Source organism: Gynuella sp. (assembly GCF_050297175.1).
Taxonomy (GTDB): domain Bacteria; phylum Pseudomonadota; class Gammaproteobacteria; order Pseudomonadales; family Natronospirillaceae; genus Gynuella.
Window position 1 is genome coordinate 46202 of record NZ_JBNKSF010000059.1, and the last position, 26940, is coordinate 73141.

4 protein-coding genes (1 of these 4 running past the window's edge) are annotated in these 26940 nt (G+C 48.0%); all 4 read left to right on the plus strand.

Translation table 11 applies throughout. The features are described 5' to 3' along the window. Positions 1-3647 carry the 3' end of an amino acid adenylation domain-containing protein gene (locus ACQY6I_RS22280; protein WP_428243750.1) on the plus strand. Its footprint begins 14617 nt before the window's first position, so the window shows 3647 of its 18264 coding nt (coding positions 14618-18264); the start codon falls outside the window, past its left edge; the stop codon is at positions 3645-3647. After that, positions 3640-16890 carry an SDR family NAD(P)-dependent oxidoreductase gene (locus ACQY6I_RS22285; RefSeq protein WP_428243751.1) on the plus strand — a complete coding sequence of 4417 codons (13251 nt, stop codon included), beginning with the start codon at positions 3640-3642 and terminating at the stop codon, positions 16888-16890. The genes ACQY6I_RS22280 and ACQY6I_RS22285 overlap by 8 nt, the downstream gene beginning before the upstream one ends. A gap of 43 nt (positions 16891-16933) precedes the next feature. Continuing rightward, on the plus strand, positions 16934-20692 hold the full coding sequence (locus ACQY6I_RS22290) for a beta-ketoacyl synthase N-terminal-like domain-containing protein (RefSeq protein ID WP_428243753.1): 3759 nt from the start codon (positions 16934-16936) through the stop codon (positions 20690-20692). A gap of 91 nt (positions 20693-20783) precedes the next feature. Continuing rightward, positions 20784-26789: an amino acid adenylation domain-containing protein gene (locus ACQY6I_RS22295; protein ID WP_428243754.1), complete on the plus strand. Its 6006-nt coding sequence runs from the start codon at positions 20784-20786 to the stop codon at positions 26787-26789. Positions 26790-26940 lie beyond the last annotated feature (151 nt).

Here is a 26940-nt window from a genome sequence, read left to right on the forward strand (position 1 = left end):
TGGTGGCTGCACTGCAACAGTTCCAACAATATCACGACAGTATCGAACATGGCTGGTATGCAACATCGAGCAGCAAGTATGTTCCGGCTTCACCCGAGCTGATCAATGATGCATTGCAACAGCAGTCGCTGGAAGAACTGGCGCGCCAATGGGTACAGGGGGTTGAGATCGACTGGCAAAGACTGTATCCAGACGGTACGCCAACCCGGGTGTCGATACCCAACTATCCGTTTGAACGTGAACGGTGTTGGGCCGAGGTCGCTGAGTTCAGCCAGATGGCATATGCCGGTGGTGGACAACCGACATCGGTCTCTGTTGCGGATCATCGCGTTGTTCTTCCGGCAGGGGGAACGACGCAACGTGATGCGAATTCTTATTTACTCGTGAAAGATTGGCAGACCGCTTCGCTGACACCAACGGTACTGCCAAAGCGGGTCATGTTGATTCTGGCGACCACCGCGACCCAGAATCTTGCTCAGATACTTTGTGAGTGTTTGAGTGGCTCCAGGGTGCTGATGCCCGATCAACTGACGGAGTTTAAGGACCAGCCTGATGATCACTGGCAACGTTATGATGGGGTATTGGATCTGGCCGGCTGTGCAGAACAGCGGTCCCCAGCTCTTGATCGCATCGGCTGTTTGCAAAAACTGATCGAATATGGGCATAGGAATGGACTGGTGCTGATGGGAGTCAGCAAAGGCCTGGAGTCTTTTCATAATGATCGGATAAATCTGGAAGGAGCATTATTGGCTGGCCTGTATCGATCTCTGCAAAGCGAATATCGCCATCTGCGCTCGATGCAACTGGATGTGGACTGGCAGATCAGCGATGAGCAGGTGGCTGCCCATGTACTGGCCGAACTTCAAGGGCCGCTTGATGATCCTCAGGTCTGCTATCGTGATGGGCAACGCTATGTGCCTACCCTGCACAGCCTGAAAACTGCCGTGCAGGGTGGAAAAAAGCCGGTGTTCAGGGCCGATCAGGTGCTCTTTATTACTGGGGGCACACGCGGCCTGGGTTATCTCTGTGCACAGCATTTTGTTGATCATTATGGTGTTAAGAATCTGGTTCTGACAGGGCGCGAGACTTTACCGCCCAAAGCGCATTGGCAAGCATTGGATGGCCAGAACAGTTCGACGGCAGAAAAAATAAAAGCCATCCTGGCGCTCGAAGCTAAAGGCGTCAGCGTACGAGTATTGGACGTTCCGCTGCAGGATCAGGACGCTTTCAGCCGTTGTGTTGAAGATGTCAAACAGCAGATGGGCTCTATTGCTGGGGTGATCCATTGTGCTGGTTTGGGGGATTTTGACAATCCTGCATTTATTCGCAAAACCACTGCTGGCATGGAGCGGGTGTTGGAACCCAAAGTGGCAGGCCTGGAGGTCATGATGTCCTGCCTGCAACACGAACCATTACAGTTTTTCGCGCTGTTTTCATCTGTTGCGGCCGTAGTTCCCGGTCTGGCCGCCGGGCAGATGGACTATGCCATGGCCAATGCCTATATGGACTATGTGGCTCAGGCCAATCATCACAGGTTGCCAATGGTGAGCCTGCAGTGGCCAAGCTGGAAAGAGTCCGGCATGGGTGAAATCAAAACCCCTGCTTACCGGCAGACGGGGTTATCGGGACTGTCGAATGAGGAAGGACTGGCGCTGCTGGATCAGGTACTGGACAGGCATGATGCCCCGGTTGTGTTACCCGCAGTGGTGGCCGCTCAGGACTGGGATGCACAGTTGTTGTTACAGCCTGCCCGGAGCCATTCGGCAAAACCTAGAGCGGACAAACCACACACTTTGAAAGCAGTATCGACATCCGATCAGCTGGCCATTCAGATACAGCAGTGGCTGATGGAGATGTTTTCGAAAGAACTGAAAATAGCCGTTGAAAAATTTGAACCGGATGCATCTTTTCAGGACTTCGGTGTCGACTCCATCATCCTGGCACAAATGTCGCGGACCATCAGTCAGACCCTAACCGAGGATCTGGACCCTTCTGTGATGTTTGAGCATGACACCTTTGAAGGTTTGTCTGCATGGCTGGCGGAACACTATGTGGAGGTCTTATCTGGTGTGTTTAATGCGACGGTTGCAGAACCAGAAACAGATGCTGCGGAGCCTGACGCACATGTCGAAAATGTAGCAGCAATGCCTGCCACTGAACCACAGGTTGTAAGTATGAAAACCATGCTGGAACCGGCGAGGATGGGATCAGGCGTCGTTGACGAAGACATTGCTGTAGTGGGAGTGTCATGTCGCTTTCCCGGAGCTGAGTCGGTGGCGGAGTACTGGCAGTTACTGGCACAAGGACAATCCGCGATCCAGAATGTTCCTTATGAACGGTGGGGTTATAAAAGTCCGTTTAACGCAGCTTTGCTAGAGGATATCCGCAGTTTTGATCATGACTTTTTCCTGATTCCGCGAGTGGATGCAGAAGCCATGGATCCCCAGGCTTTATTGGTTCTGGAAGAAACCCTGCGTTTGATTTATCACAGTGGTTATACCCATCAGCAACTCAAAGGTCGCGATATTGGGGTTTATATTGGAGGCAGGACGCAGCATTGGCCGGGACAACAGCGCCTGAGTCTGGCGCGCAATCCGATTGTCGCGGTTGGGCAGAATTATCTCTCGGCGAATATTTCCCAGTTTTTTGACCTTCGCGGACCGAGCCTGGTGTTGGATACAGCCTGTTCATCTGCACTGGTTGGCATGAATATGGCCGTTCAGTCTCTGCGCTCCGGTGACATCAGCGCTGCTATTGTTGGTGGTGTGAGTCTGCTCAGCAGCGATATTGCGCATAAGACATTTTCTCAACGCAACATCCTGAGTCGCGAACCGGCTTTTCATATCTTTGATCAGCGTGCCAATGGTGTGGTATTGGGGGAAGGCGTGGGTTTGGTAATGCTCAAGACTCTTTCCCAGGCACAGGTGGACGGTGATCAGATTTATGCCGTGATCAAGGCATTGGCCATTAACAACGATGGTAGAACCGCCGGACCGGCGACGCCAAACATCAAAGCTCAGAAACAGGTCATGGAAGCCGCATTGCGAAAAAGTGGTTTGCGGCCGGATGATGTTCAGTATCTGGAGGTCAACGGCTCCGGTTCTGAAGTGACTGATCTGCTGGAACTCAAGGCCATCGAATCGGTCTATCGACATGACAGCAAGGTACCCTGTGAGTTGGGGTCGATGAAACCGAATATCGGTCACCCCTTGTGTGCCGAGGGGATTGCCAGTTTTCTGAAAGTGGTACTGATGCTGAAACATCGGCAGATGGTGCCGTTTTTGTCTGGTCAGGTTCCCCTGGAACACTATGATCTTTCGGCATCATCATTTCACTTTCGCCGTGAAATCAGCCTGCCTGGCCGTCAGCCGATGGTGGCCGCAGTCAACAGTTTTGCTGATGGCGGCACCAATGCACATGTCATTCTACAGTCCTGGACTGCCACGAATGCAGTTCGTTCGCCCCTGACTCCGCCGCAATTAAATAAAACAACGCTGTCTGCGCCGTATCAATCTGATGGCGATGACAGTGAACAGAATCCGGTGACAGAGGGCTCGGCTGCCGAAATGACCGATGCCCCGTCATTGCCCGTCGGGCCGGTTAACAATATCTGGAAACGACCCAGCCAGGAGCTTCTTCATGCGTGAGCAAATCGTTCTTAACAGTCATAATCCTTTTGTGGTCAATCACAAAGTTCATGGGCAGATGTTGTTGCCGGGACTGGCCTACATTGACATGATTTATCAGTTGTTTCGGGAAAATGAATATCACTTTGAGAGTTTGGAACTCAGAAACGTTGCTATCTATGCACCATTGATCGTGATGCCAGAGGCAGACGTGGTACTCACGATTGAATGTATCGACAACAGTGAGGATGGATGGGATATTTCCATTCATGGTCAGGTACGATACCAAGACCAACCGGTTGGAGCGGAGATTTGCTATATTACTGCCGAGATGCGGTCTGTCGAACCCACGGCTTTCAATGAGACATTAAACCCAGATGCTTTGAAGCAGACTGCAGGCTCGACTCTGACGCTGGAGGAACTGTATCAGGAATACCGGCAGCAGGACGTTGAGTATGAACGCTTTATGATGGCGGATGGCACGATTCATCAGTCATCGTCATTTGCCCTGATTGACACCCGGATCTCTGAGCTGGCTGGCGACAGCGCTCAACAGGTTATGTTTCATCCGGTCCTGATCGACAGTAGCGCATTGAGTTCGCGGGGCCTGTTTCGTGATCTGGTCGAGGATGGTCAGCAGTTATTTTTGCCTATGTTTTATGAATCTTTCCGCGCCAGTGAACTGCTGCAATCCCAGTGTCAGGTACGGATACTGTCATCCTCACTGCGGCGTAAAAATGAACTGCTGAGTATGACGTTGGAGTTCTTCAATCAGCGCCAACAGAAAGTGGCAGAACTTAAAAACTTTACCACCAAGCTGGTACGAAAACGCCTCTCCAGTGGGGTGAACGCTCCAGAGGTGGTACCGGCTCCAAGTGAGCCCGGTTTTAACCATCATGGAACCATACCGGCAAATGGCTCTCAGGTTGAGACATTTTTAATTCAGTTGATTGCCACGACGCTGAATAAACCCATAAGCCAGGTGAATGTGCAGTCTGGCTATTATGAGATGGGCCTGGAGTCCTCAGGGTTGCTGCGGATTGTCAAGGCCATTGAAAGCAAGATTGACACTCGATTGTCGCCAACTTTGTTGTTTGAATACACCAATATTCATGAGCTTGCAGACTATTTGGGTAAGCATCATGGTCATAATTTTAATGCTAATCAACGTTCCGCATTCATTGAGAGTACGGCTGAGCTGACTCCGGATGAGCAGCCATCCAGGGCAACTTTCTTAACGGCAGAACAAGGGCACGATATTGCTGTTATTGGCTTGTCTGGACGTTATCCCCAGGCTGCTGACCTGGATACATTGTGGAAGAATCTGCGTGAGGGCAAAGATTGTGTTACAGAGATTCCAGCCGAGCGATGGGACTGGCGGGAGTATTTTTCTGAAGACCGTAAACAATTAGGGACTTCATACAGTAAATGGGGGGGATTTATCGATGAGGTAGATTGTTTTGACCCGCTATTTTTTAATATATCCCCGCGTGAAGCGGAAATTATGGATCCTCAGGAGCGTTTGTTTTTAGAGTTAAGCTGGATGGCACTTGAAGATGCTGGCTATACCCGAAGCACGATTGCCAGTACCGCTTATCCAGGTATGGAGCGTCATATCGGAGTCTATGTTGGTGTTATGTCGCAGGAGTATTCTTATTTGGCGGTGGAGTCAAGTCTGTCCGGTTATCGGTTCGGTCTGGCTAGCGGAACATCCTCTATTGCCGCCAGGGTTTCTTATTTCTGTAACTTCCATGGCCCCAGCATTGCCATGGATACCATGTGTTCCAGCTCCCTGACTGCGATTGATGTGGCTTGCCAGGCACTCAGGCAAGGTCAGGTTCATGCAGCTCTCGCCGGTGGTATTAACCTGAGTATTCATCCGAACAAGTATATGGTGTTAAGCCAGGGACAGTTTATGGCTTCTGCCGGGCAGTGTAGAAGTTTCGGGATCGGTGGAGATGGCTATGTACCTGCCGAAGGTATTGGAGTGGTACTGTTAAAACGTAAACAGGATGCAGAAAACGATGGTGACCACATATACGGTATTATTAAAGCCTCATCTACGAATCATGGCGGGCGTGCCAGTGGGTATACCGTACCTAATCCTAAGGCTCAGGGACGGGTAATTGCAAAGGCCATTAAGGACGCGGGTATAGATCCACAGTCTATCAGTTATATCGAAGCCCATGGTACCGGTACACAACTCGGTGATCCTATAGAGATTGCGGGTCTGACGCAGGCATTTCGACAGCATACGAACGCCAATCAGTACTGTTGGATCGGCTCCATTAAATCCAATATTGGTCACTGTGAGGCCGCTGCCGGCATTGCTGGGTTGACCAAAGTGCTATTGCAGATGCAGAACGGCGAGATTGCACCTTCCCTTCATGCCACCCAGTTGAATCCGGGAATCGATTTTAATACTACTCCGTTTATGCTGAACCGTACTCTAAGGGTATGGGATCGTCCTGTGCTGCACGGTGTTGTACAACCACGACGGGCAGGTGTAAGCAGTTTTGGAGCCAGTGGTGCCAACGCCCATGTGATAGTGGAAGAGTATATTGAAGGTACTGATCAGAACTCTGAAGCTGTTTCTCCTCAGACCTTTCTTATAGTACTTTCCGCTCGCAGCGAAGAGTGTTTGCAGGAGCAGGCACAGCGGCTGTTGAAGGCTATAACCATCAGATCGTTGAGTGAAACTGATCTGGGACGTATTGCTTACACTTTACAGGTTGGCAGGGAGATGTTTAGCCAGCGCCTGGGGTTTGTGGCCAGGTCTCTACGGGAGTTAACAACCCGCTTACATGAATTTCTACAGGGACATACAGAGGCGTTGCTGTTGACTAACGTTGACCCCGAGTCTGATCCCGGCCAGTCATCGGCGAATACCAAGATTACTGAATGGCTCGAAGATGGCGAGTATGAGCGGGTATTGAAACTATGGGGGCAGGGTGTTGAGATAGACTGGGTTGGTTTGTATGGAAACAATCGACCGCGAAAAATCAGCTTGCCAACCTATCCGTTTGCTCGTGGTCGCTACTGGATCAGTGGACAAATTCCACCTGCGAGTGAAGCCCCAGGGCGTCAACAGGTTGCCCTGCACCCGTTGCTTCATCGCAATATCTCAACGCTCACTCGTCAATGCTTCAGTTCCACATTCACAGGTCAGGAGTCATTCTTAGTTGATCATGTTGTCGGTGGTAGAAAAATTCTGCCGGGTGTTGCCTACCTGGAAATTGCCAGGGAGGCAGTGTGGCAATCGTTGGAGCTGCGATTAAAAAGCCATAATCTAAGTATGAGCAATATTCGCTGGACCCGGCCGGCCGTCATTCCAGAGCAGGGTGCAGATCTGAATATTGCTCTGTATCCCAGCGATGGGGAACGTATTGACTTTGAGATTTATAACGGTGTCGATGGACCGTCTGTCATGTATTGTCAGGGGAGTGTCGTGGCGGTTCCCGTGGAATCTTTGACACCCGTTTCTCTGGACCTAGTGGAGTTGCGAAAACGTTTTGGTTCATCTTTTTTGTCAACACAGCAGTGTTACGATGCGTTTTCTCAGATAGGTATTAATTACGGTCCCAGTTACCGCCTGATCGACCGGATATACAGTGCTTCGGGTGAGGTGCTGGCGCGGTTGTCTTTAATCGATGATGAGCCCTGGAGTGGTTTTGTATTAACGCCTGGACTGATGGATGCGGCCATTCAGGCTTCATTGGGTTTGAGAGCTGTTGACGGTCGGTTGGTTAACTCTGAAGATGTTGGACCATCGCTGGCCTTTGGGTTACGTGAGCTGCAAATATATGACTCGTTACCATCCAGCCTTTGGGTATTAATCCGTTCCAATTCAAATGATCGTCATCAAAATTCGGTGCGTTATTTGGATATTGACTTGTGTGATGATGATGGCCGGATCCGGGTTCGTATGAAAGGCCTGTCCTTACGGTCAGCTGATAATACTGCAGCTACCCGGGAGAGTTTGCTAAAGGCGCCGGATTTACATCAGTACCCCCGTATTCTGACGTTGACTCCAATGTGGCGGGTGCAGTTTCCAAAATGGCAGCCAGCGACGACAGTGCCAATTGCTTCGACGGTGTTCATCACTGATTGTTATGATGACATATTGCTTTTCGTGCCTGACCAGGCCCAACTTCCATATGTACTGGTTGATCCAAACGATAGTGTGGAAACTCTTTTTAAAAAGTTGTCGGCAGCACAAAACTTTACTCATGTGGTTTGCAGTCTAGGACAATCTGCATTGAACGATTCGGATGATATTACCCTTAATCATTCAAGTGATGGAGTAATACTGTTTTTCAGATTGATCAAGGCATTATTGCAACTCAACTATGGTGCTGGCCCGCTGGAATGGACTGTACTAACCCGACAAACCCAGCCGGTATTGTCTGGAGACCCGGTCTCGTGCGCCAATGCAGCATTGCATGGTCTGATTGGGTCGATGGCCAAAGAGTATCCCAACTGGAAAGTCCGGTTGGTGGATACAGACATAGAAGGTGTTGAATACTCAGACATTATCCGCTTACCAACTGACCCCAATGGAGATGCCTGGGCCTGCCGCCAAGGGGAATGGTATCGGCAGACACTAGTACCTTGTGCAGATAAAGTCGTCTCAGGCGTTGCCTACCGGCATCATGGTGTTTACGTTGTTATTGGTGGTGCTGGTGGTTTAGGGGAAGTCTGGAGCGAGTATATGATCCAAACCTATCAGGCCAGGATTATCTGGATTGGCCGGCGCGAAAAGGATACACATATTCAGGCCAGACTGGCGCGATTTGGTGATTTGGCGCCTTTATATATTCGTGCCGATGCCAGTGATGAAGTATCGTTGGCAGCGGCGTCTCAGACGATTAAACAACAGTATCCAACTATTCACGGCGTGGTTCATTCAGCCGTAGGCAGCCTCGACAGTAGTCTGGCTAAAATGGACGAGTCACTCTTCAAACAAACAATTTCGGCCAAAATAGATACCAGTGTGGTAATGGCTGAAATATTCAGTCGGGAAGCTACAGACAAACTGGACTTTGTGCTGTTCTTTTCTTCTCTTGATGCATTTACCAAAGGTCACGGTAAAAGTGGTTATTCCTCTGGTTGTACCTTTGTGGATGCGTTTGCAGCAGTACTTGAAAGACATTTTGCTGCACGGAGCCTGCCCACAATGGTAAAAGTAATGAACTGGGGTTACTGGGGGGATGTGGGAGTTGGTCGTGAGGTGCCACAATCCTTCAGGAACAGACTTGCCCAGGCTGGAATTGAGGCAATCAGGCCAGATACAGGAATGGCGGCTTTGGAGCAACTGTTGAGTCATGACGGTCGACAGATGGCGATGTTGGAAACAACCGGAATGGTGGCTATAGAGGGGGTTGAATATGGCCGCAGAGTGATACATTTGCCAGCAACCTTTCAGCCTGCTATTGATGCCGTTATGGACATGGCGGAGGTTGAGCCGGTCAGCCATTTACGGCGGGAAATACTGGCTGAACAGGGGCCGCTGAAGCAGCGCATAGATTATATGAATGATCTGTTGACGCAATTGCTGTGGTGTCAGGTGTATTCTCTGATACCTGGGGTTCCAACACGGTTTAGTACTATGGAATTAACTCAGCAATTGGGGCTTGTGCCTGTTTATCAGCGTTGGCTGGAACAGTCTCTGGCGCTGGGTGTACAGTCAGGTTACCTTGAGTTCACGGCGGCTCAGTATCAGTTAACTGACCAATTTCCCAGGGATCACGCTGAGGTTTGGCGGAGCTGGGAGGCTTTTAGATCTGATGGAATCGCTGATGTCCGGTTGAGTGCGCAGATACAGTTGGTGGAACAAACTCTTCACGCATTACCTGATATTTTGACCCAGCGACAGCAGGCGACCAAAGTGATGTTTCCCAATTCATCGATGAGTTTGGTGGAAGGCATCTACAAACACAATGTTGTGGTGGATTATTTCAATGAAGTATTGACCACCAATCTGATTGCCTGTTTGCAGCAGCGTTTGCAACAGCACCCTTCAGAATCACTTCGCATATTGGAGATTGGGGCTGGTACCGGCGGTACCAGTGCCGGTTTGTTTACGGCATTGAAACCTTATCAGACGAATATTGCAGAGTATGTATACAGTGATATTTCCCAAGCATTTTTGCAGCATGCAGAGACCCATTTTGGCGCGGATGTTCCCTACCTACAGTGTCGTATTTTTGATGTGGAGCAGCCATTACAGCCTCAGGGCATTGAATTAGGTAGTTATGACTTTGTCATTGCTACGAATGTATTGCATGCCACCCGGAACATACACACCACCCTTGGCAACGCGAAGGCACTGTTAAAACATAATGGTTTGTTATTCATAAATGAAATGAGTCAGAACAGTCCATTTCTGCATTTGACCTTCGGGTTGCTGGATGGCTGGTGGCGTTATGAAGATGAGGCGTTGCGTATCGCCGGCTGCCCGGCTTTGGCTGCGCAAAGCTGGCAGAAAGTACTGCTGAGCGAAGGCTATCGGAATGTACGTTTTCCTGCGTTTCCAGAACACGAACTGGGGCAACAGATCGTGATTGCCGAAAGTGATGGTGTGGTATCGCAGGTGTCCGCTGAAATAAAGTCTCTGCAATTTTCAGAGACGTCTACCGAGCCGTTTGCGCAAAGCCATATCGCACACCATACCGCTTCACAGGAGACTGACGAAACCTTATGGGAAGCATGTCTGGCATACGTTAAAAAGGTGGTCTGCGCGACCCTCAAAGTTGCTCCAGCCGATTTGGAAACCCGTGTTCCGTTGGAGCAGTATGGTATTGATTCCATACTTATCGTGCAGTTGAGCAGCGCTTTTGAAGCAGACCTCAGCGAGCTGGAAAGTTCTGTTTTTTTTGAATATAAAACCGTTGAGGAAATCAGCGATTATTTCGTCAGAGCTTATCCGAAGGCTCTGCGTCAACTGTTTAATTTGGATTCAGACGTGTCCGTTGACAGAAGTCATGGAGCACAGTCCGGCAGTCTCCAAACAATTCGGCGATCCGGAATGGCCAACGCAACGCGACAACGGTTTTTGCCGGCAATGGTCGCCCCTCAAGGTGCCACCCTCACGCGCGAACCCATTGCTATTATCGGCATGGTGGGGCGTTACCCACAGGCCAATAATCTGGATGAATACTGGCATAACTTGGTATCGGCCAAAGATTGTATCAGCGAGATTCCCTCAGACCGCTGGTCCTTGCAGGACTTCTTTTGCCCGGACCCCCAGCAGGCGGTTTCCAAAGGTAAGAGCTACAGCAAATGGGGAGGATTCGTCGGAGACTTCGCGGAATTTGATCCATTGTTTTTCAATATCTCACCGCTGGAAGCCATGAATATTGATCCCCAGGAGCGATTGTTTTTACAAGCATGCTGGGAGTTGTTTGAAGATGCAGGATATACCCGTGAGTCTCTGGCCCGTCAGTATGACAGTAAGGTCGGGATATTTGCCGGTATTACCAAAACCGGATTTGAGTTATATGCACCGGACCTGTGGAAACAGGGCAAACGGGTTTATCCAAATACTTCATTCAGTTCGGCAGCCAACCGGGTTTCTTATCTGCTGAATCTCACGGGACCCAGTATGCCGGTGGATACTATGTGTTCATCCTCTTTAACGGCTGTGCATGAGGCCTGTGAGCATTTGTATTGCGGGGAGTGCGATATGGCCATTGCTGGCGGGGTAAACCTTTATTTGCACTCTTCAGGGTATATTGGTCTCAGTGGTCAGCAGATGCTCTCGGTAGATGGTCGTTGTAAAAGTTTTGGTAAGGGGGGTAATGGCTTTGTACCTGGTGAGGGAGTTGGTGTCGTACTGTTGAAGCCCTTGTCAAAGGCTATTGCTGACCATGACCATATATATGCACAGATTCGCGGTAGTAGTATCAATCATGGTGGTAAAACCAACGGTTATACCGTACCCAATCCGGCGGCTCAGACCGAGTTGATCGATAAAGCTCTGCAACAAGCGGGAGTTGATGCCCGTACTGTCAGTTACATAGAAGCGCATGGTACTGGCACTGAACTGGGTGATCCGATTGAAATTCGTGGTCTGACTCAGGCATTCCAGCGTCACACTCAGGAAACCGGCTTTTGTGCCATTGGCTCAGTCAAATCCAACATAGGTCATTTGGAGGCAGCTTCTGGTATTGCTGGTTTGACTAAAGTGGTGCTTCAAATGCAACACCAGCAACTTGTACCCAGTTTGCATGCGACTGAACTCAATCCTCGTATTCATTTTGACAAGACGCCATTTATTGTCCAGCAGCGCTTGCAGCCATGGTTGCGTCGGGAAATCATCGTCGATGGACAGCTTGTTACGGTACCAAGAATTGCCGGAATTTCTTCATTTGGTGCGGGCGGTGCCAATGCCCATGTGATTCTGGAAGAGTATTCGCCGGAGCAACCATTACAGCCACCAGAGGCCCCTGTGGCAATCGTATTGTCGGCTAAAAGTGAGTCTCAGTTACGATGCTATGCAGAACGACTGCTACAAGCCATTGAACAGAAGCGGATCAACGATCTTCAGTTGACAGATATGGCTTATACGCTGCAAGTGGGACGCGAGGCCATGGAGGAGCGATTGGCTTTGATGGTGTCATCCATTGATGAACTTGTGCATCGTTTACAACAATATCTGCAGGGAGAAACGGCGGTTGAGCATCTGTATCGCGACCAGACCAAACGTAATAAAGAAGCCCTGGCTTTATTTGACAGTGATGAAGAGCTGCAGGAGGCCATTGCAAAATGGTTGAAACGTGGCAAGTTTTCCAAGCTGCTGTCGCTATGGGTTAAAGGGCTAAGTGTGGATTGGCAGACCATGTATTCACTGCAGCCATGGCGCATGAGCCTGCCTACTTATCCGTTTGCAAAAGAGCGCTACTGGCTGGATCAGATTGTGGGTGATGGTTCAGTTGAATCCGGCACAGAACCCTCCCCGTTGCATCCTTTGGTACAACGAAATACGTCGGATTTTAATGCCCAGCGCTTTAGTTCTTTGCTCACTGGTCAGGAGTACTTCCTGAGTGATCATCGAATCAACGGCCATGTCATGCTGCCCGGGTCGGCCTATCTGGAAATGGCCCGGGCGGCGGTGGAGGAATCCCTTGGTCGACAGCATCTACATAATAGCGGGCTGCGATTAAAGAACATTTTCTGGACCCGGCCAATGATGTTCGATGACACCGCGGTTAAATTTCATATACGTCTGCGTCCGTTAAATGATTATGAAATTGATTTTGAAGTATATTGTGATAATGACGGAACCGAGTCTGAGACTCTTTTTTGTCCTGGAGTGGCGAGTCTGGAACCGCTGCCGTCGGTTGCTGATGTCGATTTACAGGCGCTGATGGCAGAATGCCAGGATCGCATCCTTTCTGGCCCACAATGCTATGAGCTTTACCAGCAGATTGGTATGGACTATGGCCCGACATACCAGGCGATTGAAACGTTATACTATGGACAGGTGCATGGTGGCAGTCAGGTACTGGCCCGGTTGTCCCTCCCTGCAGCGGCGCAAAACACTGGTGACAATCCGTTTATCCTGCATCCCTGTTTGCTGGATGCAGTGTTTCAGGCATCTATCGGTTTTCTGGCAGCTAAGGACAGTACATCGGCACAACCTTCTCTCGCCATGGCACTGGAGGAAATTCAGATTTACCAGCGTTTGCCAAATAGAATCTGGGCTCTGTTAAGACCGGTGGAGAGTCGCGATGAACCGCGCGTTGTTCAGCGGCTGGACATAGAACTTTATGATTCTGATGGCTGTGTCCTTGCCTGCATTAAAGGTTTTTCCACCAAGGTTCAGTCACAACCAGCGATGGCACTGCACTCCTTTACCGATCAAACATCCAGTAACCGTCTGGAGGAAGTTAAAGAGTACCTTGGCACTAACATGGCAACTATCAACCATCATTTGCATGAGTTGTTGTGGGCACAATTGGAGGTCGCCGGATTATTTCGGACTGAACGTTTTACCTTATCGGATGTCCGTAAGTGGTATCCGGATTTTTTCCATCAGTGGCTTGCTGAAAGTTTGGCTGCTTTGATTCGCGCAGGTTATCTCAGCTATGAGCAGGACAGTTACGTAATTACCCGCCGGCCGGAGAATGATGCGATGTCCCTATGGCACCAATGGAACGAAGCAAAGACAGCCTGGCTGGAAGATAACAACCTTAAGGCTCAGGTCGTGTTGGTGGAACATACTCTGAAAGCATTGCCGCAGATCATACGGGGACAGATAAAAGCAACAGAAGTCATGTTTCCTAATGCTTCGATGGTCCTGGTGGAAGGTGTCTATAAAGACAATGTGGTGGTGGATCATTTTAATGCAGTGCTGGCCAATGAGCTGTTACAGTTGATTCACAGTCGACTGCAACAAAATCCGGCTGCGACTATTCGGATCATTGAAATCGGTGCTGGAACTGGTGGTACCAGTGAAACTGTACTACAGGCACTACAACCCTATCAGCAGCATATTGAGGAATACTGTTACAGTGATCTTTCTCGTGCTTTTCTGACACACGCCAAACGACAATATGGTAGTTGGAATCCTTATCTGACTTACAAAATTGTCAATGTTGAACAACCCATTGACAAGCAGAGACTGGAGCCAGGAACCTATGATGTGGTGATCGCTGCCAATGTGCTACATGCCACTCGAAATATTTCCAACACTCTGACCAATGTGAAGCACCTGCTGAAACGCGATGGCGTTCTGCTGCTCAATGAAATGAGCGACAACAGTCTTTTAATTCACCTGACTTTCGGTTTACTACCGGGCTGGTGGCTGTTTGATGACGACGAAGTCCGGATTCCCGGTAGCCCGGCACTATACCCGAATGCCTGGCAAGAAGTGTTACAGCAGACGGGTTTTGCCAAAGTGGTGTTTCCGGTGGCTGACAGTCATGAATTGGGTCAACAAATCATTGTGGCAACAGTAGAGTCTCAAGCAGATTCAAATATAGACTTCACAATGAATATTCAGCCACAAGGTCTTGATTCCACGCTACCGATTTCAGAATTAGTCAGCAAAGCAAGTGAATATTTCACCCAGCTGATCAGCGACACTATTAAAATTCCAGTGGAAAAAATAGACCACTCGGAAAAGTTCGAAACCTATGGCATCGATTCGATTCTGGTTGTGCAAATGAATGAAGCATTGCGCGCTGTGTTCAGTGACATCAGCAATACTATTTTCTTTGAATACCAGACAATTGATGCAGTGGTCGAATATTTTGTGAATGAACGCCCCGAGGACCTAAACAGGTTGTTCGGTGTTCAGACGGCGATAGCGGAATCTGGCACTAAACCAGTGACACGTCCGGATTTGCCAATTGCCAATCGACTTTTGATATCCACCCGCCTCGCGACTTCACAATCGACTAGGCACAAGACATCGAGTGATGACGGGAGTGTGGCGATTATCGGTCTTAGTGGCCGTTACCCGGATGCACAAAACCTACAACAGTTCTGGGAGAACCTGAATAGCGGCAACAACTGTTTCCGGGAAATTCCGATTGATCGATGGCCGTCGCAGGGTTTCTATGAGACAGACCCACAAAAAGCAGTGGCTGCTGGCAAGAGTTACTGTAAATGGGGCAGCTTCATTGACAGCTTCAACCAGTTTGATCCGTTGTTTTTTAATATCGCTCCAATTGAAGCCAAGAGCATGGATCCGCATGAGCGACTATTTCTTGAGGAGTGTTGGCAGGCGGTGGAAGATGCCGGTTTTTCCCCATCGGCATTATCGGATGCAGCCCGAAAACGGGTTGGTGTATTTGGTGCAATTGCCAATCAGGGCTTTGAATTACGACGGGTGGAAACAGAGCAGCGCTATCTATCGTCATCCTACTCCTCCTTGGTTAACCGGGTATCTTATATGCTGGACTTACAGGGACCCAGCATGCTGGTGGATACCATGTGCTCCTCTGCATTGGTTGCAGTACACGAAGCCTGTGAATACATCCGCAGCGGTCGCGGAGATATGGCGCTGGCCGGAGCTGTGAATCTTTATCTGCACCCATCAACCTACATCGGTCTGGCGGCTGGCAATTATCTTTCCCATACCTCCGAGTGTGCGGCATTTGGTCAGGATAGCAACGGATTTTTACCGGGTGAGGCGGCTGGGGCCGTGGTGTTAAAAAATTATCGCCAGGCGTTATCAGACGGTGACCATATCTACGCACTCATACGCGGCAGTGCGGTGAATCATGATGGTAAAGGCAACGGTTATACTGTGCCGAATCCGAACCAGCAGGTGGCTGTGATTCAACAGGTTCTGCAACAGAATGGGATTGATCCCCGAAGTATCAGTTATATCGAGTCCGCAGCCAGTGGTTCAAAAATAGGTGACGCTCTTGAGATGACTGCATTGAATAAAGTGTTCCGTCAACGTGCGGGGGCCGAAGGAGACTATAGACTGGGTTCTATAAAACCGAACATCGGTCATTGCGAGTCTGCCTCCGGTATTTCACAGCTGACTAAAGTTATTCTGGCACTAAAGCACAAAACTCTTCCTCCTGTACGGTTGCCTGATCAGTTGAATAGAAGTATCGATTTTGACCGGTTGCCTTTTGCGCTGGTGCGACAGAGCATTGAGTGGCAACGAGTTACTGTGGATGGTATTGAGATGCCCCGTAGAGCCGGTATAAACGGTATTGGAGCAGGTGGTGTCAATGCGCATATAGTCCTTGAAGAATATCCTGTTTTCGTCGATGCATCCGGTACTGTCGAAGGACCCGTTGTATTTACCCTGTCGGCCAAGAAAATAGAACGGCTTAAGACTTACGCCGGTCACTGGATTCGTTATCTGTATGAACATGAAAGCGTAGATATTCATCGCTTGGCCTATACCCTGCAGGTGGGGAGAGAACCAATGAACTGTCGCCTTGCTTTTGTCGTTTTTGACCGGGCAGAGCTCATCCATGCTCTGAAAACATGGTGCGAAACGGGAACTCTGCTGCCATGTGGTTTTCATGGAAACCTTAGGCGGCATAAAGAAACGATTGCTGTTGAGCGGGTCAATCAAGCGATGGAGGCATTGGATCTGATGTCGCTGGCTGACTTTTGGGTATCTGGAAACCCGATTCCCTGGCAACAGCTGTATTCTGGGTGCCGGCCCATGAAACTGGCTGAGTTGCCAACCTATCCATTCAAGCGAAAAGTCTGCTGGGTGACTCATTCATCCGAGCTTGATGGCCAGGAAACAGATGAGAATCGCGATAGTCGCGAAGAAACCGTTTAACGAATCAGTGCAAAGATGTGATTGATCAATCACCGGAGGCATCATGCAGAATATTAAAGACAGTTTATCTGTAGTTTTTAAGCAGGTATTGGAATTAGATCAGGATGAACTGGAGGATATTGAAAGTTTTCAGGAGTTGGGTATCGCGTCGATCAATGTGGCAGAGTTGATTCATGCAATCAACATGCGATTCGATCTACGATTGCCCAGCAGCATAATTCTCGAATGTAGCAGTATTGATGAGTTGGCACACTATATTAATGCGCAACTGGTTCGTCAGAAATCTGTCAGTGCGGATAAACAAGCCCTCACTGACTCTGAAGCGCCTGTGTTTACTGCAACGGCTAGTAATCAAAGTGAGAATAGCGTTGCGGACATTTATGAGTCATCAGTTGACAACGAAGTGAATAATGATGCCGACGATATTGCGATTATCGGTTTGTCCTGCCGGTCTGCGGGAGCGGACGACCAACATCAGTTTTGGCAAGTCATTAGTCAGGGCCGGGACTGTATTGGCGACATTACCGATCCTGATTGGCTTGGTTTCCTGAAGGCAAACTCGTCAGCCAAAGCCGTGCCGACGAAACTGGGTATGATGGCTAATACAGAATATTTTGACTCTGACTTTTTCCACATTTCGCCAAAAGAAGCGGAATTGATGGATGTTACTCAGAGGGTCTTAATGGAGGAATGTTATCATGCGTTGGAGGATGCTGGCTATTCACCGGCATCCCTGTCTGGACGTGCCGTGGGCACGATGATTGGTACCCAATCGATTGCTCCGAAAACCCATGATCTGTCTCATTTTGCTTGCATGGGGACTGATGTCAGCATACTCGCATCCCGTATTGCCTATTTTTTAAATCTCAAAGGACCTGCACTGGCTGTGAATACTGCCTGCTCTTCATCATTGGTAGCGCTGGACATGGGCTGTCAGAAACTGAAAAGCCGAGAAATAGACATGGCAATGGTTGGAGGTATTACTATTTATACCCACCCTGCGGCCCTGGTTTTGATGAATAACGTTGGTATGTTGTCGCCATCCGGTGAAAGTCGGCCATTCGACAATAGCGCCGATGGTATTGTTGTAGGCGATGGCGTAGGGGTTCTGGTGCTAAAACGTTTGACAGATGCACAGCGTGATCAGGACATGATCTATGGTGTTGTTCGTGGGCACGGAACCAATCACGATGGTAAAACTTCTGGCACTACTGTGCCGAGTTTTCTGTCGCAGAGCGAACTGCTGATGTCTATTTATCAGCGCAACAATATTGCTGTTGACGATATTCAGTATATGGAAGCGCACGGAACGGGCACCAAGCTTGGTGATCCTATTGAGGTGCATGCAATTGCCGAAGCATTCTCACGGTTCACTGAGAAAACACAATTCTGTGCCATCGGTTCGCTGAAGGGTAACGTAGGCCACACTACGGCGGCTTCCGGAGTGCTTAGTGTCATTAAAGTTCTATTGAGTATGAAACATCAACAAATACCGCCTTCAATAAAATTTAATAAAGAAAATGATCAAATCGATTTTGCTCACAGTCCCGTGTATGTCAATACTGAGTTGAATTCCTGGCCGGAAAATTCCAGTGGACGTCGCCTGGCAACAGTCAGCGCGTTTGGATTCAGCGGTACTAATGCGCATGTTGTCATCGAATCTTATGATGATGTGGTTTTTCCAGTGACACCCAGGCAACGTTATGGAGTTGTATTGTCAGCGAGAAACGAAGAGCAACTCAAACAGCAGGCGAGTAATTGTCTGGCGGTGATCGAAGAGTGGCAGCTGAATACGAATGTTCTGCCTGAACTGGCTTATACCCTCCAGGTAGGACGAGAAGAGATGGAAGAGCGGCTGGCGATCGAAGTGGGCTCCATGGCGGAACTGATTGAAAAGCTTAGAGCGTATGTACAGAACGATATCTGCCCTGATGGAATGCTGAAGGGCAGAGCCCACCAGGGTAAAGAGGTGCTGTCACTGTTAGCCGGTGATGATGACATGAAGATGACCGTCGCAGCCTGGGTAAACAAGGGCAAACTTAACAAGCTGTTGAGTCTTTGGGTGAAAGGCATGTCGGTTGACTGGTCTCTACTCTATAGTGGTAACCCCCCTCAACGAATGAGTTTGCCTGGCTATCCATTTGCCAGAACAGGTTACAGCTCCGCCATGAAAACGTTTAGTCGCCATTATCAGGTTTCCTCCGAAGCCAGTGTGTCTCATATACCCGTGACGCTGGCTGCTTCCTGTGTTTCCGCGATTGGTTCAGTGACCAATGCTATTGACCAAACCTTGCAGTCGTTTACCGAGTGCCTCAAACAGCAATGGGATCCAGTGGCTGATCAAAATTTTCGCGAAATAACCGACGGTGTTACCAGACTTGGTGAGTGGATGTTGTTGGCGGTATTTCACCGCATGGGGGTTTTCAGTCAGTCGAGTGAGCGTTATGACGTCGCGAATCTGCAACAGCAACTCGGTATCACTCCGCTTTATCAACCGTTATTCGAGGCTTTATTAAATATTTTGATTAAAGCTGGGTTGTTGGTGAGAAAACAGGAATATCTGATCGTGACTGAGGCTGCTCATGATAATGTGGTCGGCAAAGTTAACGAAATCAAACGCACACTGATTTCAAGAATGCCTGAAATTGCCGGTCATATTCATGTTCTGGAGGTTTGTATCGAGTCTTATCCGGAAGTATTGACGGGTCGAAAGAATCACATGGAGGTGTTGTTTCCCGATGGTTCTATGGAGTTGGTACAAAGTATTTATAAAAGTAATCAATATCATAATCAATTGGCGGCAGACATTATTGAAACAGCCGTGGCAAATCGATTGCAACAGCATCCGTATACTGTGCTCAAAATACTGGAAGTTGGTGCAGGAACTGGAGAGACCAGCAAAATGGTATTGGATAAAATAGCCCAATATCAGGAGCATATACAATACACTTATACGGATATTTCCCATGGGTTTATCCAGCATGGAGAAAGGGAGTTTGGCAACAACCGGCCGTTTATGAAATTCAAGGTGCTGAATGTTGAGAACTCTCCACCAGCGCAAGGATTTGATGCACATGATTACGACATAGTATTTGCGAGCAATGTACTGCATGCTACTCAGGATATAAACAACACTCTTCAGCAGATTAAAAAGCTGTTGCACAAAAATGGCATGTTAGTCGTTATTGAGCTGACTCAGGTGATGGACTTTTTCACGCTTATTTTTGGTCTTACAACTGGCTGGTGGTTGTTTTCAGACAAAGATAACCGCTTAACAGATTCTCCGCTCCTAAGTTCAGTAAGGTGGCGGCAGCTGCTGGAGGAGAATGGTTTTGGCAGGGTACGTGTGTCAGATCTTCCATCGCTGGGAGAAGATACCTCTTCGGAAACTGTCATCATAGCAGAGAGTAATGGTGTGGTATCGCTTGCTGCCGATGAAAATTTGTCAGTAAAACATTATGAGGATGATATCCCGGTTCCAGCTGAGTCATTGTCTGTATCTGAGAAAGATGGACAAACAGAGGTCAGTGAACTCGAAAATAATATCGCCGCTATCTGGAAAGACCTTTTAGGCGTTCAGGTTCTGGGTGTTCATGATAACTTTCAGATGCTGGGAGGAGATTCAATTATTGTTACTCAAGTAATATCCCGGCTGAAGGATAGTTTCCCGTTTGAAGTTGACCTAAGTGAGTTGTTTGGTGCTTCAACGGTGGCAGAAAGTGCGGAGATTGTTGAGAAAGAATTAATTTATCGAATCAAGCAACTCTCTGATGAGTCGAGTGCTGAGTTAATGGCTATTTAGTCGTTGAAGTGTCGATAAGGGGTTGCCAATCCAAGTTTTATTTCGGAATTTTTGGGTAGCCCGATAATTTCATTGCTGGATTAACATTATTATGAATAAAAAAATTCCTTTGTCTGCACTACGGTCCGAATTGTCCGCAGAGCAACTAGCATTGCTGGAAAGTCTGAAAGGCAAAAAAAATACAACTCATAAAAAATCTATTTCCGTTCGCACAGAAACAATACCTGTTCCGTTGTCATTTTCACAGCAACGGGTTTGGTTTTTAGATCAATTTGTACCAGATACTCCTGCCTACAATATTGTCATGTATTTTCGGTCATCCGGAAAACTGGATGCGACAGTGCTTGAAAAGGCTCTTAACGAAATCGTCCGTCGTCATGGAAGTCTGCGAACTTCATTTCAGAATGATGATGGAAAAGCCTTTCAAATAGTTGCGAGCGAACTGTTTTTGAAACTTAATATTGTTGATCTTACAGAATATCCTGAAGAACAACGAGAAGCTCATTTTCAAAAACTCATTCGTGAAGAATCCAGGTTTTTGTTTGATCTCTCAAAGGGCCCGTTGCTTCGAGTCAGCCTGTTTCTTATGGCGGAGCACAAGCAGATAATTGTTACCAATGCGCATCATATCATTATGGATGGCACATCCATTGACATTTTTTCGCGTGAATTGATTACTCTATATGCTGCGTTTATGGATGGACAGTCATCGCCACTACCGTCGCTTCCGCTGCAATATACTGATTTTTCATTCTGGCAGCGTGACTGGCTTCAAGGCGAAGTGCTGGAATCACAATTGGAATATTGGCGTCGTAACCTGAGTGATTATGACAATAGCTTCGAGTTACCGCTGGACCATACCCGACCACCGATTCAAGTATTTCAAGGTGATACCGTCAGGTTTGCGTTGTCACCGAAACTGGTTGCTGCCTACCGGGCACTTGGGCAACAACAGGACGTCACATTGTTTATGTTGCTGCTAACTGCGTTGAATATACTGCTCTACCGTTATACCGGATATGAAGATGTACTTGTAGGTACACCCATTGCCAACCGTAACCGGGCTGAACTGGAAGGGCTAATCGGGTTCTTTGCCAATACTCTGGTGTTGCGAACAGATCTGAAAGGTGAGCCCACTTTTCTTGAGCTGTTAGAGCGTACCCGGCAGGTAGCCAATGGCGCATATAAACATCAGGATGTTCCTTTTGAGCTATTGGTTGATGAGCTGCAACCAGAACGTAACATGAGCCAGAACCCTTTGTTTCAGGTTTGTTTTGCATTCTTTAAATTCCAGCCGGTTTATGAGGGGATGAAGGGTAAGCTTAATATTACCCTGGAAGAGAGTTCTACGGTTAATAACAATACTTCGAAGTTCGATTTATGGATTTCGGTTTCGGAACGCGATGACTTAATGGATGTGGAAGTGGAGTATAATTCCGTCATTTTCGAACGCGACACCGTTTCCAGAATGATGGAGTGTTATCAGGTATTGCTTGAAAATATTGTTGCTGATCCGGAGAAAAAAATATCTGAATATTCTATTTTGCCGGCGGAAGAAAAACAAAAGCTATTGGTGGACTGGAACGACACATTCGTGAGTTACCCGAATCAAGGAAAATGTTTACATCAGCTGATCGAAGAACAGGTAAAAAGGGATCCTGATGCACTGGCGGTTATCTTTGAAGGTATGACTCTGACATATCGAGAGCTTGATGCAAAAGCCGAAAAACTGGCAGTATATCTGCAGGATTTGGGTGTAGGTCCGGATAAGTTGGTGGCTGTCAGTGTGCAGCGGTCACTGGAAATGGTAATCGCCTTGGTGGGCATTCTCAAAGCGGGTGGCGCTTATATTCCAATTGATCCGGACTATCCATTAGCGCGGTTGTCCTTCATGCTTGCGGATGCACAACCCGAAATATTATTAACACAGCAATCACTTCTGGAGCGATTACCATCTTGCGAAGCCAGAATAATATGTCTGGACAGCGACTGGGCAACAATTGCCAAAAATTCCCAGACACTGTCATCTGTTCCAGTCACTGAGCATCATCTGGCTTACATGATATATACCTCTGGCTCCACGGGCCAACCCAAGGGAGCAATGATCAATCACAAAAGTATTCGTAATAGGCTTGACTGGATGCAACAGCAGTATCGGTTGAATGGTGAAGATCGGGTTTTGCAAAAAACACCCTTCAGTTTTGACGTTTCTGTCTGGGAATTTTTCTGGCCCCTGATTTCCGGTGCCAGTATCATTCTTGCCCGCCCTGAAGGTCACAAAGATCCTTATTATCTGGCATCATTGATTCAACAACAGAACGTGACAACATTACACTTTGTTCCATCGATGTTACAGGCCTTTCTGGAAGAGCCGGAGATAAAAAACTGCCAATCGATAAAGCGGGTTTTCTGTAGTGGTGAAGCTTTGCCTTTTTCTGTTCAACAACGGTTTTTTGAATGTCTTTCTTCTTCACAGTTGCACAACCTCTATGGGCCAACTGAAGCCGCGATTGATGTGACTTATTGGGCCTGTAGGCGTGATGATAGAAGTGGCAGAGTGCCGATTGGTCGACCGGTCGCGAATTCTCGAATTTACATCCTTGATAAGCATTTGAACCCTGTTCCGGTCGGTGTCTCTGGAGAGCTCCACATTGGTGGTGTTCAAGTGGGGCGGGGATATCATAATCGGCCGGAGTTGACAGCAAGCAGATTTATTCCCGACCCATTCAGCAGTGAACCAGAGGCAAAACTCTATAAGACCGGTGATTTGGCCCGTTTCCTTGCTGATGGCAGTATTGAATATAAAGGGCGAATGGATTTTCAAGTAAAAGTTCGCGGCTTTCGAATTGAATTGGGAGAAATTGAATCAACATTGGAACAACATCCGGCTGTCAGAGAAGTTGCTGTACTGGCCAAAACGATTGATAAGTCCGAAGAACATAAACACCTGATCGCTTATGTTGTACCTCGTTCGTTGCAGCTTTCATTGACTGATGAAGATGTGATTCATACTGAACAGGCAGCATTTTCCTCATCACAGATCTCCCAATGGGAACAAGTGTTTGATAAAACCTATGTGGAAGAGGAAGACGGTGCGGGCGACTTCAATGTCGCTGGCTGGAACAGTAGTTATACCGGGCTGCCATTGCTTAAGGAGGAAATGCGGCAGTGGGTGGACTCAACGGTGGAACGGATTCTGGATCTTCGCCCCAGAAGAGTACTGGAAATCGGTTGTGGTACTGGACTGTTGTTATCCAGGATTGCGCCTCACTGTGAAGAATATTGGGGGACGGATATTTCTGATACGGGCCTCAATTATATCCGTGAGCATCTATTAGGTCAGATTGGTCCAGAAAAAGTGAAACTGTTAAAACGGGACGCCAGTGATTTTTCTGGTTTTGATGGCGTGTCATTTGATGTTGTTGTAATAAACTCGGTGGTGCAGTATTTCCCAGATATTTATTATCTTAATGATGTTTTAACACAAGCTGCTACGGTATTAACTGATCTGTCAGCTATTTTCCTCGGTGATATTCGTCACCTGGGTTTACTGGAAATGTTCCATACGGATGTTGAGTTGGCCCGCGGTACAACAGAGCAGAGTATAGAGCTGCTGCGTAAAAAGGTTAACAAACGCCTGGCTCAGGAACAGGAACTGGTTATTGATCCGGAATATTTCTTAGTACTACAACAAAGCCTGCAACGCATCAGTCAGGTTAATATTCAGCTCAAGCAGGGTAGCCATCATAACGAGTTAACCCGTTATCGTTACGATGTGGTACTGCATTTCGGAAAACATATATCAACACCTTCTGAGCTGTCAGTATCGGCCTGGGAGGATGACAAATGGAATCTCGAAACGCTACAGCAAAAGCTATCCCAAAATCATCCTTCATTACTCAAATTGACGAGTATCCCTAATGCACGTCTGACGGATGTTTCCGAGCGCCTTAGGATGATGGCGGTTGTCGATGAGCAAAGTGCTATTGATCAGTTATCAGTCATATCTTCATACAGTGGGGCCGTTGATCCTCAGGATCTCTATGAGTTGGGTAGACAATTGGGTTATCGGTTGGAAATAAGTTGGGCACAGGCCGATGTGAATGGCAGTTATGATGCCTTGTTTATTGATGAATCCAGCGTCTACAACAAACAGGTGTGGCAGTGGGGAGGTGAGATTAAGCAATCGGCATCCTTGGAAACCTATGCCAACAGTCCTCTGCTGTATAAAGTCAGTCAGCAATTGTCACCGTTGCTCAAGGAGTTTTTGAAAGAAAAAATGCCGGACTATATGGTGCCATCAGCCTATATGATACTGCGAAAAATGCCGGTTGATGCGAATGGTAAACTGGATCGCAGGGCCTTGCCGTTACCTGTCCTGGATCTACCGGATCTTGATCAGGGCTTTGTGGAGCCGGAGACTGATGAGCAGAAAGTGCTCGCAGCTATTTGGGCTGAGGTGCTGAATCTGGAGAAAGTCGGTATTCATAATAATTTTTTTGAATTAGGTGGTGATTCCATTCACAGTATTCAGGTCGTTGCCAAAGCCAAACAAAAGGGATTCAAACTGAGCCCTCAGCACATTTTCCAACATACAACAATTGCAGAGCTAGTGCAGGCTTTGCTGTTGGAAAAAGGAGCGTCGTCACTATCGGATCAGAAAGCCTCGATGGCCTTGTTTAGTGAGCGGGATTTGCAGGTGGTCAATGAATTGTTGGCTCAACCTGATGTTGAGGACGTATATCCGCTCGCACCATTTCAAGAACATATGCTGCATCGTTATTTGCAATTGCGCAGTCCTGGTTTGTTTCTGGTTCATCGTATTGACGTGTTGCCGGATCCTGGTGAGTTTGATTTGTCTATACTGCGCCAAGCATGGCAAAAAATGGTAGCCCGTAATCCGATTTTGCGTACCTCATTCCGTTGGCAGAATCTGGATGAACCGTTACAGGTCGTGCATACCCATGGAGAGGTTAAACTTCATTTTGCCGATTGGCGCGGGTTGTCCGAGGTCGAGCAGGAAGCCCGGTTGGAAGACTATCTGCATTATGATCGGCATCGTGGTATCGAGCCTGATCAACCGAATGGACTACGTTATCTGATTGCCAGAATCGAGAATGCCTATTTGTTTGTACTCGGGTTTAGTTACCTGTGCCTTGATGGCTGGAGTTTGGACCTGATTTCCCAGGAGTGGCATGCCATTGTCGATAGTCTTACCAGTGGCCGTAGTCTGGAAGCCCGGCAGCGTCTACCTTACCGGGATTTTATCCAGCTGACCCGATCAAAGGATATGAGTGACGCTCATGCTTTCTGGACCAAAACCCTGAGTGGATATGGAGAAACCACGCAACTGAGTGTCCTCAGCAGTAACCAAAGCCCCTGGCCTGAAAAAGGTTTTGCTCGTCAGTTTTTGCGTTTCAGTGAGCTTCTTTCAGTACAATTGAAAACCCTTGCCCGTGACCGTGGACTCACCCTGAGTACTCTGATACAAGGTGCCTGGTCGTTGGTTTTGAGTTACTTTTCGGGTAAGCATGATGTTGTCTATGGTGCATTGATGAATGGTCGTTCGCTTGATCTCGAAGATGTCGAAAACATGGTGGGGCCGACATTGAATATTCTGCCTTTGCGTATTGCCATCACTCCGGAGGCAGGATTGATGCGTTGGTTGCAGGGCGTGTTGGCGAATATCGTCGAGTTGAGTCGATACGAAAATACTCCGTTACGTCAGATTCAGTGCTGGAGTGAAATACCGACAAATCAGTTACTGTTTGAAAGCTATCTTGTATTTCAGAATGTCGGTGAGGAATCCATGGACAAGGCAGCAGGGCATTTCTTTGTGTCAAAAATGGGTTTTCCGCTCAGAGTGGATATTTTTCCTCAGGATAATATCGCCATGCATATGTCTTACTATCGGGATAATTTCAATGACAACACTATCGCTACGCTGATGAAAAGCTTTCATCAGGTTCTGAGTCATATGGTTAATGAACCGGGGTGTCACGTTATAGATTTACTGGATAGTATGAAAAACATATCTGACAGTCCAGAGCCCCGGGTTTTTTATGAGGGTAGATTCCGCCTGCAAGATATGATGTAACGAAACCTGTCTGAGTGATCGTTATCATCTTATCCCCATACTACTATCTCGGGCTAACGGATATGGTGCGTACTATGAACCTGGCACTGAAACAGATCGTACTGATCTATTTCAGTATTACCGGATAAAAACGGGCGGAATTTTCGAAATC

What these genes read in the sequence shown, in the direction of transcription:
- ACQY6I_RS22290 (WP_428243753.1), top strand. Translation starts at nt 16,934, where the DNA reads ATGCAGAATATTAAAGACAGTTTATCTGTAGTTTTTAAGCAGGTATTG.
- ACQY6I_RS22285 (WP_428243751.1), top strand. Translation starts at nt 3,640, where the DNA reads ATGCGTGAGCAAATCGTTCTTAACAGTCATAATCCTTTTGTGGTCAAT.
- ACQY6I_RS22295 (WP_428243754.1), top strand. Translation starts at nt 20,784, where the DNA reads ATGAATAAAAAAATTCCTTTGTCTGCACTACGGTCCGAATTGTCCGCA.